We start from the raw sequence: 14,486 nt of genomic DNA, 5'->3' as shown, positions 1-14,486 counted from the left end.
GAAGGGGTGGAGATAGACAGGGATCTCGTTGAAAGAAGACTTGCAGAAATAAAAGAAACCCTCGTGGAGCTTGGAGAGATAGTCAACGCCGGAAGGGAGGAGTTCCTCTCAAACAGCCTGCTGAGGAACGCGGCCAAGTACCTGCTGATAACGGCCATAGAGGGGGCGTTTTCGGTTTGCAACCACATCTCCGTCAGAAGGGGGAGGGTGCCCAAGAGCTACGCCGACTGTTTCAGAACGCTCGCCGATATTGGAGCCATTGACGGGGAACTCGCCGAAAGGCTCGCCAGGATGGCAAAGTTCAGGAACGTGCTCGTCCACAGGTACTGGAGGATAGACGACGGGCTGGTCTTTGAGATAATGGAGAACGACATCAGGGACCTCGAGGAGTTCGTGAGGGCGGTGGGGAAGTATGTTGAACGTCAGGGAAGTTAAGGAAAAGCTCAGGGGGGCACTCGAGGGGCATCCGGAGGTGGTGTTCGCCTACCTCCACGGCAGCGTCCTTGAGACCGGGCACCCAAGGGACATAGACGTGGCGGTGTACGTGGAGGGCGTTGATAACCCCCTCAAATATGAGCTTTCGCTCTCGGCCGAACTCGAGAGGTACCTTGGAAAGGAAGTGGACGTTAGAACCCTGAACGACGCTCCACCTTCCTTCAGGTACAGGGTCGTTAGCAGGGGGGAAGTCATCTTCAGCAGGGACGAGGAGAAGAGGCTGAAGTTCATCGAAAGAACCGTTGAGGAGTACCTCGACTTCGAACCCCTGGAAAGGATCGCGAGGAGAGAGATCCTCGCGATGTAATCCCTTTCGTTTTCCCCTCTAACTCTCACGGAGGTGTTTGGAAATGGGAATACGCAATATGTTTGGGAGGAAGAACACGATAGAGAAGCTCTCCCTTAGGGAGCTTCAGGCCGAGGAGATAAGGCTGAGGAACAGGCTCGAGAGGCTCAAGAAGGACATCAACCAGATTGAAAAGAAGAAGAAGCAGCTCTTCCAGGAGGGAATTGGAGCTGACAAGCTCAAGAAGAAGATGCTCGCCCAGGAAATCAAGAGCCTCGACATGGAGCAGAAGCTCAAGCTCAAGGACTTCACCACTGCCCAGAAGCAGTACACCCTCATAAAGAACCTGATAATCGTGAAGAAGTACGAGAAAGAGCTGAGAAAGACCGGGGTCTGGGAGAAGCTCAACAGCGTCGAGCCGGAGGAGCTGGAGCAGGCGCTGATAAAGATAAACCTCGACGGCAAGGAGTTCGACGAGATGGTGGACAGCTTGAACAGAGTCTTCGAGATGGAGGTCGCGGAGTTCGAGGAGACCGAGGACCAGACCGAGAGGGAGCTGATGAAGGCCTGGAGCCAGGTTGAGGCGGGGGAGGCTGACGTCGAGGACGTCGCCGAGAAGGTCGTCTCCATAGACAGGAAGCTGGAGGACGAGGAGCTATGAGCGTCCTCTCCCGCTTTTTTGGAAGAAAGAACCCCCTTGACATACCCCTCCCAAAGCTCAGGGAGAGCCGGATCAAGCTGGAGTACCAGATAGAGAAGGTGGAGAAGGAGATAGCCTCGATAGACCAGGAAATAGCGAGGCTCTTTGAGAGGGCCAAGATGGCCAGAACCAAGAGCGAGGAACTCACGATAGCCACCAAGATAAAGACCCTCAACAGGAGAAAGCAGAACCTCCAAAAGACCCACGCCCAGCTCAACAAGCAGCTGATGCTCATCAGCAACCTCATGATAATCAAGGAGAACGAGACCCTGTTGAAGGACACCCCAACATGGAACCTGCTCAGGAACATGTCGCCGGAGGAGCTTGAGGAGCGCCTGACAGAGCTGCAGTTGGATGCTCAGAACTTCAACGAAAACCTCAACCAGATGCTGGGCATGACAGACCAGACCATTGGGGCTGGAGTTGAGTTCGAGGAGGACGAGGAGCTGGCGGAGATAATGAGGACGATACATGCCGTCAAGGAGGGCGAGCTGGAGCCCGAAGTTGCGGCGGAAAAGGTAACGGGAGAGGAACGCGAGAAGAAAAAGGAGGAGTGGATTGAGGAGTTTTGATTTTTCTGTTTTCAGGTACCTACAAGAGGCAAGCATTATGACCATTGGAGGGACAATAATGAGAAAATTTGCGGTCTACGTGTTCATTGTCCTTTTGACTTTAAGCTTTGTCACACAAACAGCTGCCGAAAAGACAGTGGATGTTCTATGGTCCGCGGAATCCGCTTCCCATGTGGTTATCAGGGAGGCCCTAAATCAGGTTATCCTGGCCTCAGGGAGTGTAATAACAGTTTATACACTAAACGGAGAGTTCTTGTGGTCTAGAGATTTAGGATATCCTATAGAGGATGTTGAACTGGAGCGTAATTCCTGGGAACTGAATTTATACGTCGCTTCTGGGAAGTTTATCCATGTTTTTTATAGGGATGGCAGGTACGCCAGATTTGCCGCTCCGGATTCGTTAAATGTTCTCAAAGTTCAGCCAGCTCCATGGGTTGATAGAGTTCTCCTCCTTCTGAGTGATGGTAACAATTACTACGTGTATATCACAGACAAGGGGTTCACAAAGGTTTACGCAAAGCTCCCATTGGGAACACGTAGACCGATAGTTGGAATGACGTATGACGGAAACTATATCATTATCTGTTCCGGAGGCAAAATCAATGTCAAGAAAATATCAACGGGAAGCGAAGTGTGGAGCAGGGAATTAAATGGTACTGTGGAGTCCCTAACTGTAGGAACCGACAAGGTTTACATCTCCCTCTCAGGGGAGGTTCCAATGGTGATTGGATTAAGCTTGAAGGACGGCCAGTATCAGTTTTCCACTCCCCTTCTTGGAGACCCCGTGTCTATGTCATTTGACTGGGGGGAGCAGTATATAGTAGTCGGACAGAGGGATGGAAGGGTTACCGTTCTCTCCGGAAGCAGAAATGTCCTGTGGGAGGGCTCCTTCAGGAATAACTTTGGAACGGTAAAGAATATTGCAATATCACGGAGCGGGAGGTACATAGCAGTAGCCTTTGAAGATAAGACGGTGATCTTTATCAACGAGTTTGTGCCTACCGTGAAGTTCAGCGTTGAGGACAACGGGGCGGAACTAATTAAACTTTTTACGGCGAAAGTTGAAGGAACAATTAATGCCGTTGATATAAACGATGATGGAACCGTGCTTGCGGTTTTAAGTTACTACCTAAATCCCGCTGGAGGTTCGGTTGACTTCATAAGCGAAGCCGCCATATTGAGCAGCGCGGGCAGAAAGACTGGATCAAAAACGTTTAACCACGTTCTCAGAGACATTGCAGTCAGTGGTAACGGAAACTACATAGCCATCACGGGAGATGATCATTACCTACACGTGCTCAACACAAAAGGCGACGAAGTTGCGAACAGATTTTTTGACTTTTACAGTGGCGGAGCCTATACCGTCGCCATCTCGGAAGATGGCAGTAGAATAGCCGTCGGAACCTTTGCGGGTTGGACTGACAAGGGTATGACAGAGGTAGCAAATGCCAGCCTTCACTATTTTACGTTTGATGGTTCAACCCTCAGAGAGAGGTGGAAAAGAGTATTTCCCAGTCCAACTTGGGGGACAAGAGTATGGGGAATTTCCATGGACTACCGAGGCGATCTTCTGGCCGTGAGTGTAGATGGGGGATACAACAACACGTTAATATTCTCGTCGAACGGTAAAGCCCTGTGGGAGAGCGGAGAAAGGGGATACATTTACATCAACAAGAACGGCAAGATTATGGTATATCTCCCCCTACCAGGAGACGGTATTATTCGCGTTCAAAACATAACGGGGGGAGTCCTATGGACTAAGCGAGTATCAGGGGTCGTAGTGGGCTTCAAATTTTCGAGGGACTTCCTAGTGGCATGTCTACGGGATGACAACAGGCTGATAAGCACCCTCAGAGTTTTCTCAATAAAGAACGGTACAGAGGTTCTTAGAGCAACATTCCCAGGATTAGTATCAGATTTTGCGGTTAGCTGGAATAATTACCTCCTCCTTGGCTATGAAAACGGAACTGTGGAGTACTACAAGATTGAGAGCAGTTTTGTATCACCCGCCTCCATGGCAACCCTGGAAATCCACAGCTTCCCCACCAATGCAAGAGTTTTTGTAGATGGCTCCTACAAAGGCAACACTCCCCTGACACTTAAGCTTGAAGAGGGAACGTATTCGATAGCAATTGAAAAAATAGGCTATTCCCGTTGGACATCAACGATCAGACTCCTCGCGGGTGAAGCTAAGACTTTAAACGTAACACTAAATAAAGTCGCAATAGATACCGCTTCAACTCTTGAAGTGGACTCGACTCCCAGCGGGGCCAAGGTATATATAAACGGAGAATACGCCGGGGTCACCCCCGTAAACCTAACGCTTGAAGCTGGCGACTACGAAGTAAAGCTAGTCAAATATGGATACCTAGATTGGATTAAAACGGTCTCCCTAACCGCCGGTTCCTCTGAGAAGATAAGCGCCATTCTCAGTGAGGCCAATGGTATCCTCGAGGTAACGTCTGAACCAGACCAGGCAAAGGTATACGTAAACGGGGATTACCGCGGGCTAACACCACTACAGCTCACTTTACCTCCTGGAAACTATACCGTCAGAGTGATAAAAGACGGTTATGAGGATGCCGTCAGGAATACAACAGTCAAAAGTGGCGAGAAAACAAGCATCAACGTTAAGTTAAGCGCCCTTTCCCAGAATATGGTCGGGGGAATTCAGGTTGGAGGGACCACGTTAGGCACTGAAACTCTCTATTATCTGGGTGGTGGAGTACTGCTCGCGATAGCCCTGATTGTCCTGTTCATGAACAGGAAATTCAAGGAAATAGAAGAAAAAACGACCGGAAAGGCCATTGAAGAATTCGCTCCACGCCCCACATCTCAAACAACGTTTCCTCAAGAACTTTCAAACAAATACACTGACGTTGAATTTATAGGTAAAGGTGGATTCGCAAGGGTCTTCAAGGCAAAAAGGGTAAACGACGGAAAAGTCGTGGCGATTAAAGTTCCCATAAGCCTCGACGAAGCAACTGGTAAGAGCTTCGTAAAGGAACTCCAGAATTGGGCCGGTCTGAAACACCAGAATATAGTTGAGATTTACGACTACAACATACTTCCCGTACCTTACATTGAAATGGAATACTGTGAAGGGAACCTGGAAAAAGAAGAGAAGCCCATGGATGTTAGAAAAGCTGCGTGGCTGATTTTTAATATTGCAGAGGGATTAAAGTACGCACATTCGAAGAGTATAATCCACAGGGACTTGAAGCCTTCCAATATCCTCCTCAAGCAGGGCATTCCAAAAGTTTCGGACTGGGGACTAAGTAAGGTTATGACCAGCAGCAGGAGCTCAACAATGGCAGGATTTACGCCGCTCTACGCCGCCCCGGAACAGATAAGCAAAAAGTTTGGAGAAACTGACGAGAGAACGGATATCTGGCAGCTGGGTGTTGTGTTCTACGAGCTCGTCACCGGAAAACTGCCATTTGAGGCTAGGGACTTCGTGGAACTGGCATCAAAAATAACCACAGAGGACCCACTTCCGCCCAGTGACATAAATCCCGAGGCAAAGGATGTGGAACATATAATAATGAAGATGCTATCAAAGGACAAGGAACTGAGGTACAGGAACATGCTTGAGCTCCAGAGAGACCTTGCCATATATCTCGGGATGTCGATGAAGGAAGAACTCAGAAAAAGTACAACAGTTGGGGATAAATGGAAGGTAGCCTTTTACCTGGGTGACCTATTGCTGATGAGCATGAAAGTCGGTAACAAGGTGGACTCGTACAAGTATGCCACAGACTTACTGGAGTACGTTAAAGGAGAAGTTAGAACCGAGCTGGAACAGCTGGTGCAACAGCTTAAGATGAGGCTCGAAGAAGGACTGGATATCCCCCCAGAGCTCGTCGATAAGGCTGAGTTAATAGTACACAAAATAAAACTCCGTCGGGGGGACATTTGATGGGTCTGAGCTTAAACGACATGAACACTGCATACGGAGTCTCGACACTCAACGTGTGGGATGCCGTTCTTTCCTTTTGTTATAGGAGTCTCAAAGCAAATGAAACTTGAGTAACCTATGGTGGTGATTGAAATGCCCGTCGATCTTTCAGGTCCCCTGATGTCGGCCTTTAAGAAAGCCAAGAAGGAGTTTGAGGAAGCGATAAAGAAGGGCGACAGGGAGACCGCCAGAAAAAAGGCTCTCGAATGCTCCAGGATACTGAAGCAGCTCGCGAAGTATGACGAGTTCAACCGCGAGAGCTACCTCCAGAAGGCCAAGAAGTGGGAGACCATAGCGAGGGACGTTGAGACCGGCCGCTACGGGGTAAAGAGAAAGCACAGACCGATGAAGGAAGGTGGAAGTGGAAAGGAGGCCGGGACGGAGAGCGAAGAGGAGGACAAGTTCAAGCAATACGTCGAGAACCTGATAACGAAGTCCAAGGTCAAGTGGAGCGACATAGGCGGTCTCGATGATGTAAAGAGGCTCATGATGGAAACGGTCGTGATTTCGGCCCTTCAGAGGCCAGAATCGATTCAGCCCTGGAAGGGTATCCTCCTCTTCGGCCCGCCGGGAACGGGTAAAACACTACTCGCCTCGGCCGCCGCGGGCAGTTTAAACGCAACGTTCTTCAGCGTAAAGGCCAGCAACGTTCTCAGCAAGTACTTCGGCGAGTCGACCAAGATAATAACGGCCCTCTACGAAGTGGCCAGAGAGAGGGCCCCGAGCATAGTCTTCATGGACGAGATTGATGCCCTAACGACCAAGCGCTCCGGCGACCAGAGCGAGGCATCGAGGAGGATGCTTTCAACGCTCCTCACCGAACTCGACGGCTTCCAGGACAAGAAGAGCGACATTCTGGTCTTGACGCTGGCGGCAACAAACACTCCCTGGGACTTGGATGAGGCAGTCCTGTCGAGGTTCCCGCGCAGGATATACGTGCCGTTGCCCGATAAAGAGGCAACCAAGGAGATAATCAAAATCAACACCCGCGGGCTGGACATAAGCAGGCTCGACCTCGATGCGATAGCCGAGGAGAGCGTCAGGAGGCTCTACTCTGGCAGGGATTTAAAGAACCTCTGCCAGGAGGCGATATGGAACATGATACGCGAGGAGAACAGGGATCTTCACAAGCTGGCCTCACTTCCCTTCCACGAGCTGAGAAAGCGCTCGCTCCGGACGAGACCGCTTGAGATGAGGGACTTCGAGGAGGCCTTCAAGAGGATTAAATCACCATTGACGAGGAAAGAAATCGAGAGGTACGAGAAGTGGGCGGAGGAGTTTGGGGGGTAGTATTTATGAAAAACAAAAAACTATGCGCTGTAATTTTGTTTTTTTTAGCAATAATACTTTCAGCAAATAATGTATCCAGTGCATCGAGTAATCTCAGCAATTATCTGTTATGGCAACGGGATAACCCTGCTGGTTGTGCCATAGCAATGAACGATCAATACATTGCAATTGGCCAAGATGGTTGGATTACAGGAGGGATTTCAAGGATATATCTAGTGGATATCACGGGAAATATGCTTTGGAGCTATCAATTTCAGGATATTTCATATTTAATAGACATTGCAATTTCTTCGGAGAATAATATCATTGTAGCAATTAGCCAACAGGAGCTAGTTGCGTTAACGCCTCAAGGTAAGACATTATACAAACAGTCTATATGGGGCGGTGATTATGTATCTGTTGACACAACATCTTACGGAGAATATACTGTAGTAGGAACAGGAATCATGGCAGATACAAATGAAGGTCCAAAACAATGGGGAGAAATATATTTAGTAAGCTCAAGTGGAAGTATAACATGGAAGAAAACCATTGATGGTAAATCTATCACTGCAGTAGCAATTAGTGATGATGGATCATACATTGTGGCTGGCACAGGTTGTTTAAGTGGAACGGGAGAGATTAGTAGTTCACAGTGTGGTGAGATTTACATTTTAGATAAAAGTGGAAATATAATAAACCAATATATAACATCAGCAAACGTAGATTCAATTGACATCTCACCTGATGGTAAGTATATAAGTGTGGGGCTAACAAATGGAGATCTCTTGATATTAGACAGGAGTACCCTACTACTCGTGGGAGAATATCATTATTCATCAAGTATACACTCTGTGTCAATATCTGGACCTCCATATAAGATAGCGGCAACATTCTTTACCAGTGTAGTCATATTGGATATCAGAGGAAATGAATTACTAAAGGGTGATGTCGGAAGGGGACCAGTGTATGTAGCAATAACGAAGAATGGCAATAATCTTGCTGTAATTAATGAGGAGGAGCTACAGATGTATACTATCATACCCCCACATATAACAGTGCGGTCTTATCCATCAGGGGCAGAAGTATACTTAAATGGCAGATTAATAGGCCAAACTCCCATTGAGAACTACCAAGTTGACCCAGGAACTTACGAAGTTAAGATCATTAAAGAAGGTTACCAGGACTACACGACAACAGTAACGCTGGATGCAGGGGAGTCTAAGACTATCTCAGCAACGCTAACGCCAACTTTTGGGTATTTAACAATTTATTCTTCTCCTTCTGGAGCTGAGGTTTATCTTAATGGAACATACATAGGAACCACACCCGTAGAGAACCACAAACTTGATGTTGGAACTTATGAAATTGAAATCAAAAAGGAGAGTTACTCCCAATATACACAAAAGGTCACAATAAACCCAGGAGAAACAACAACCCTCAATGTCAATCTTAACGAGCTACCAGCAAGTTTGAGAATAGAGTCAACACCATCCGGAGCAGAAGTCTATATTAATGGTGACTATTACGGTACAACACCTATTGAGACCACTCTATCAGCTGGAACTTATACAATAAGGATAACAAAACAGGATTATGAGGATTACACAACCAAAATAACCTTGGAAGCAGGAGGTGAAAAGAAACTTACCGCAACCCTCACGCCGAAGTTCGGCTACCTAACCGTCACATCATCTCCCTCCGGAGCTGAAGTTTATGTTGACAGCAATTACATTGGAACAACACCCCTGGAGGATTACAAGCTCTCCACTGGAGAACACAGCGTTGTGGTGAAGAAGAACGATTACCAGGATTACGAAACAACGGTAACCATCGAACCGGGCAAAACTGAGAAGCTTGAGGTGACTCTCTCAAAAGAGCCAGGAACGCTTAAAATAACCTCAGAACCCTCCGGAGCGAAGGTCTACATAGGTGGCGATTACAAGGGAACGACACCCTTAACACTCAATTTAGCGCCCGGAACTTACGATGTTAAGCTTACCATGAAGGACTACGAGGACTACACCACTACCGTGACCCTCTCGCCGGGAGAAACCAAAAGTCTTTCCGCGACCTTAAAGCCCGCCTACGGCTATCTGAGCGTTGAAAGCGATCCTTCCGGAGCCGAGGTTTACGTCGACGGTAACTACATCGGAACAACCCCCATAACCGATTACAAACTCTCCCCCGGAGAACACTCCATCAGAATCAAGAAAGACGGATACGAAGAATATACGAAGACCGTTAGCGTTGAGGCCGGAAAGAGCGTCAGCGTTTCTGCGGGCTTGGTGGCGATTCAAACAATACAGGAAACAACCACTACTCACTCCGAAACCGTGTACTCACAAACCAAACAATCATCCCCGACGGAAGCTGGCAGGACTGACGGGGGACTGAACCCTACCTATCTCATCGCCGCCCTCATCGGTCTTATTGCAGTCGGCGGCATCGCCGCTAAAGCTAAAGGCGGAAAGCCCAAGCCTTCTCCACTGGCGGAGAGAGCCGTGACTCCGGCCCCAGCAAAGAAACCAGCACCAAAACCCGCGTCAAACCCCGTCCCCTACTTCCCGCCAGAGCTTTTAGACAAATACGAGCCCCTCGAATTCCTCGGCGAGGGTGGCTTTGCAAAGGTCTTTAAGGTTAAACGTAAGTCCGACGGAAAGGTGATAGCCCTCAAGGTTTCCCGCCTGGATGAGAAGGCCAAACGATTTTTCCTCAAGGAGGTTAAAGCTTGGCGCCTGCTCGACCATAAGAACATCGTCAAGCTCTACAACGCCTTTGATGAACCACTACCACACCTTGAAATAGAGTTCGTTGATGGTATTGAGATTAACGGTGAGGTCATAAGGGATCTTGGAAAGTATCCGAAGCCCGTCGATGAGGAGAAGGCGTTGAGCTTCATCAGGGGTATTGCTGAAGGACTGAAGCACGCCCACGGCAAGCAGGTTTACCACAGGGATTTGAAGCCCCAGAACGTCCTCATAACGAGCGATTTGACTCCCAAGATAACGGACTGGGGGCTGGCCAAGGTCGGCGCCGTCTCCACGACGGCGACAACCACAAAGGGCTTAACGCTTCTCTACGCCGCTCCAGAACAGCTCGACGACGAGACCTACGGCCACACCGACCAGAGGACGGACATCTATCAGCTCGGCCTCATCTTCTACGAACTTCTAACGGGTAAGCTCCCCTATCAGGGGACTTCTCCGGCGGTGGTGATGGCCAAGGTTATTAATCCCGCCGTGAAGCCAAAGCCGCCGAGCCACTTCAACAGGGCCCTGGCGAAGTACGATGGCATTTTTGAGAAGCTCTTAGCTAAGAGGAAGGGGGACCGCTATGGGAGCGTTGAGGAGTTCCTCCGCGATCTTGAGCTGATGAAGAAGCTCGACGAGGAGAGGAAAGCCCTTGAAAAGGAGATTGAAAGGACGAAGACGACGATGAGCATGACAACCGACAGCAGAGAGCTTAAAAAGCTCATGCGCCAGCTCGTGGAACAGCTGAGCAGGAACGCCCTGCTCCACGCCCAGCTCAACGACAAGGCGGGGTTAATAAACGCGCTTGAGGACTTAAGGGCCTTCACTAAAGAGCACAAAGACGAAATTGAGAACGCCATAAGCCAGTTCGAGCTGATGATGCGGGAGAGCGTTCCGATAAGCAAGTCAACGCTGGATGAGCTGAGGGTTCTCCTTCACAAAGTTCAGAGGGAGGTTGAGGGCTAATGGCCGAGTCCAATGGGGGAACGATGGCAATTTTTCTTCCATTTTTATCCGGCATAAGCCACGTTGGGAGAAGATACAACAACGAGGATAACTTCTTAATCCTGAAACTGCCCGACGCATACCTCCTGGCGGTGGCCGATGGGCTTGGGGGTCATAGCTCCGGCGAGGTGGCTTCCGGGATTGCAATAGAGGTTCTGAAAGAGACGTTTCTCGGGGAGTACGAACCTGGCGCTCCCCGGTATCTCACCCGGATAACTCTCAAGAAAGCGTACGAGCTGGCACACTCTAGAATAGTGGAGAACGCCACGGGAGAGAGGAAGGGAATGGGGACAACCCTGGTGTCCGCCCTTGTTTCCCCGGGGAGGGTTCTCGTAGCCAACATTGGCGACAGCAGGGCCTACCTGATAAGGAACGGAAGGATCATCGCCAGGACGAAAGACCACTCGCTCGTCCAGGAGCTCGTTGATAAAGGTGAGATAACTCCTGATGAAGCGAGGAGGCACCCGATGCGGAACATCATAACGAGGGCCCTTGGGGCCAAATTTGAGGTTGATTTTTACGAATGGAAGCTGAGACACGGGGACGTTCTCCTGCTTAGCTCCGACGGGCTGCACGACTACGTGGACGAAGAAAGAATAGTCGAGATAGCCTCGCGGGGCGAGAACGCTGAAGAGATAGCGAAGGAGCTGATTGAAGAGGCCCTGCCCGTCACAAGGGATAACGTGACGGTGGTGGTGTGGAAATGAGATCAGCCGCGTTAAAAATGGGCGTTCTCCTAGGAATCATTGCAGTTCTCTTTGCGGCTTCAATCTCACAGGCTGTAACGGAATCGTGGGCAAAGGCTTACTCTGACATCGACCCCGAGGAAACAGTCAGGGTAGTCAATCTAAATGGCGATTCGGTTCTCCTTGGAAACTCGAGGGAGGGCGTGGTGATAGCGAGGATAACGGAAAACGGGGAAGTCGCCTGGTCCAAGCTCATCAAGGGTGATTATGATCTAGAAGGGGAAGCACTGGAAGGAGGACCCGATGGGCACATCATAATCGGGGGATCCGTTGGGGACGGCAGGGGAGTGTGGCTCGCCAAGCTCGACGAAAACGGGAAGGTTGTGTGGTCCAGGGTTTACCTATCGCTTGAGGGTAAGGATCTGGTTGCAATAGGGGTGGACGGAGATGGGAACGTTTTCGGGCTGGTTGGACTGAAATCCCAGGACGAGTACCTCGTCTTCAAGCTCGATCCCTCTGGAAGTCTGGAGTGGGTTCGCAGGTACAAGGGGACATACGACCTCAAGCTCGTGAAGATAGAGCCACTGGAAAACGATTACCTCCTGCTGGCCGGCAACAGGGGGAAAAGCCCAGCGGTTGCAGTGCTCTCCCCCGGTGGCGTCGTGATGTGGGGGAAGGTGTACGGCATCTATTCCCGGGCGGAGCTGAGGGACGTGGCCATAACGGACGATGGAATCATTCTCGTGGGCAACGTGGAATCCGGTGGAGGGGAGAAGGGTTTCCTGGTGAAGTTGAGGCCGAACGGCGCGGTGGCCTCGGCGGAAACGTACTCCTGGGGGGACGTGAGGTTATCCATCGAACGGGTTCTTCCAGGGAAAGAAAACCTAGTGCTGATAGGGACCGCAACGCGCATCTTCAACTCCGGAGACATCGTAGTCCTCCTGACGGACGGTAGCGGGAAGATCAAGGAACAGGCAGCCTACACCGCCCCCCTGAGCGGTCGCGTGCTTGACGCGTCGCCGGGAGACGAAACGCTAACGATAGCCATGAGGTCGTACCTGAACACGAGCCTGGCGCAAGTGGCACTCCTAACCCTGGATCCGGGGGCAATGCCGAGGGAATGCAGAGGGTGCAGGGACTCCAACGTCTCCGGGATGCAGGCTTCTATATCCATCAGCTCGGATAGGTTCCTTCAACCCGACCAGCCCTCGGTGCCGCCGCTGGTTCCCGACTCCACGGGAATCCAGGTCTCCAAGTTTCCCCTCAGGGTATCGGGTAGTGTGATTCTGGGCGGGGGAGAAATGAAGGCGGAAGGAATCAACACAGCCTACATCATCGGTGCGCTCTTAGCCCTTGTTGTCATTGGTGAAGTTGTAGCAAAAGCCAAGGGCGGAAAGTCCAGGAAGAAACCGAAGAGCGCGAAGGTTAAAGCGGAAGAAAAGCCCGCACCAGCCCAAGAAATTAGGGCGGAACCCAGAAAACCTGCACCAAAGCCGGTAGAAGTCAAAAAGTCTAAAGCTGAAAAGCCCGAAGAACCAGCTGTGCCAGAAGTGAAGAAGCCCGACCTTCCCGAACCTCCGGTCCCGGGCTTTCCACCTGCCTTGCTCTCCCGCTACGAACCCCTTGAGTTCATCGGCGAGGGAGGCTTTGCAAAGGTCTTCAAGGTTAAGCGGAAGAAAGACGGCAAGGTCGTCTCCTTAAAAATCCCGCGCATAGACGAAAGGACGAGCAAGACGTTCATAAAGGAGGTCTCCGCCTGGCTCCACCTAAGCCACGAGAACATCGCCAGGCTCTACGACGTGGACATTCTCCCGATTCCATACCTCGAGATGGAGTACGTCGAAGGTGTAAAACTCAACGGAAAAACCGTTAGGGACCTCGACGGCTACCCGAAGCCCCTCGATGAGAAGACCGCCTTAAAGCTCATCAAAGGCATTGCCGACGGACTCAAGCACGCCCACGGTAAGGGAATCTACCACCGCGACCTAAAACCCTTAAACATCCTCCTCAAGGCAGACCTAACGCCGAAGATAACGGACTGGGGCTTGGCAAAGCTCGGAACAATGAGTTCGAGCAGGAGTGTTTTGGGCTATACCCCGCTTTACGCTTCTCCGGAGCACTTAATGCCGAGCAAGTACGGGCACACGGACCATAGAACTGACATCTGGCAGCTGGGGGTTACTTTCTACGAGCTATTAACTGGTAAACTGCCCTTCGAGGGCTACACCTATGAGGAGGTCTTCGGCAAGATAGTTGACGAGAACTACAAGTTCACTCCGCCCTCAAAGATAAATCCGGGGCTGGCGAAGTACGATGGGATCTTTGAGAAGCTCCTCGCGAAGAGAAAGGAAGACCGCTATCAATCGGTTGAGGAGTTCCTCAAAGGCCTGGAAATACTTCAAGAAGTTGAGAAGAGAAAAGTCGAGCTCGAGAAGGAAGTTGAGGAGCTGAAGAAGTCCCTGGCAAGGAGCTTAGAAGCGTTAAAGAGGAGCAAGACGGCCGAGGAAACCCTGAGGAACAGGCGCATTGTTGTTGAGACCCTTGGAAAACTGGCGTTGACCTATGCTGAGCTTAACAGGAAGGCTGAACTGTTGAACACGCTCAACGACCTGAAGTTTTACACAGTTCGGAACCTGACGGATCTAACCAACGCGATAAGCACCGTGGAGATTCTCATTAAGGAGAACGTTCCCATCAGTGACGACTTTATGGAAAGGCTTAAGGTTTTGGTGCACAACATAAAGAGGGAAAACGGGGCGTGA

Annotated in this window: 9 protein-coding genes; all 9 read left to right on the top strand. The window is 50.3% G+C overall.

Going from position 1 to position 14,486, the window contains the following annotated elements; all coding sequences use genetic code 11:
* Nucleotides 1–6 precede the first annotated feature (6 nt).
* The 9 genes from hepT (at nucleotide 7) to FH039_RS12420 (ending at nucleotide 14,486) form a co-directional block, all read left to right on the top strand.
* Nucleotides 7–435 carry a type VII toxin-antitoxin system HepT family RNase toxin gene (hepT, locus tag FH039_RS08335; RefSeq protein WP_139680941.1) on the top strand — a complete coding sequence of 143 codons (429 nt, stop codon included), beginning with the start codon at nucleotides 7–9 and terminating at the stop codon, nucleotides 433–435.
* Entirely contained in the window at nucleotides 413–802 is a 390-nt protein-coding gene (gene mntA, locus FH039_RS08330; protein WP_139680940.1) for a type VII toxin-antitoxin system MntA family adenylyltransferase antitoxin, read from the top strand. The genes hepT and mntA overlap by 23 nt, the downstream gene beginning before the upstream one ends.
* 43 nt (nucleotides 803–845) lie before the next feature.
* Nucleotides 846–1,442: a chromosome assembly protein gene (locus tag FH039_RS08325; RefSeq protein WP_139680939.1), complete on the top strand. Its 597-nt coding sequence runs from the start codon at nucleotides 846–848 to the stop codon at nucleotides 1,440–1,442.
* Nucleotides 1,439–2,053, top strand: coding sequence for a DUF342 domain-containing protein (locus tag FH039_RS08320; RefSeq protein WP_139680938.1), 615 nt, complete (start codon nucleotides 1,439–1,441; stop codon nucleotides 2,051–2,053). Before FH039_RS08325 ends, FH039_RS08320 begins: the two co-directional genes overlap by 4 nt.
* On the top strand, nucleotides 2,040–5,972 hold the full coding sequence (locus FH039_RS08315; RefSeq protein WP_139680937.1) for a PEGA domain-containing protein: 3,933 nt from the start codon (nucleotides 2,040–2,042) through the stop codon (nucleotides 5,970–5,972). Before FH039_RS08320 ends, FH039_RS08315 begins: the two co-directional genes overlap by 14 nt.
* 132 nt (nucleotides 5,973–6,104) lie before the next feature.
* A complete protein-coding gene (locus tag FH039_RS08310) occupies nucleotides 6,105–7,301 on the top strand; it encodes an ATP-binding protein (protein ID WP_139681765.1) in 1,197 nt (398 codons plus the stop codon).
* Nucleotides 7,277–10,999 (top strand): PEGA domain-containing protein, encoded by a 3,723-nt coding sequence (locus FH039_RS08305; protein ID WP_139680936.1) that lies wholly within the window; start codon nucleotides 7,277–7,279, stop codon nucleotides 10,997–10,999. Before FH039_RS08310 ends, FH039_RS08305 begins: the two co-directional genes overlap by 25 nt.
* Nucleotides 10,999–11,745: a PP2C family protein-serine/threonine phosphatase gene (locus tag FH039_RS08300; RefSeq protein WP_139680935.1), complete on the top strand. Its 747-nt coding sequence runs from the start codon at nucleotides 10,999–11,001 to the stop codon at nucleotides 11,743–11,745. The genes FH039_RS08305 and FH039_RS08300 overlap by 1 nt, the downstream gene beginning before the upstream one ends.
* Entirely contained in the window at nucleotides 11,742–14,486 is a 2,745-nt protein-coding gene (locus FH039_RS12420; RefSeq protein ID WP_240703307.1) for a serine/threonine-protein kinase, read from the top strand. The genes FH039_RS08300 and FH039_RS12420 overlap by 4 nt, the downstream gene beginning before the upstream one ends.

The organism is Thermococcus indicus (assembly GCF_006274605.1).
Classification (GTDB): Archaea; Methanobacteriota_B; Thermococci; order Thermococcales; family Thermococcaceae; genus Thermococcus; species Thermococcus indicus.
The sequence above is the reverse complement of the archived record's forward strand: the minus strand, read 5'-3'. Positions and strand labels throughout refer to the sequence as shown.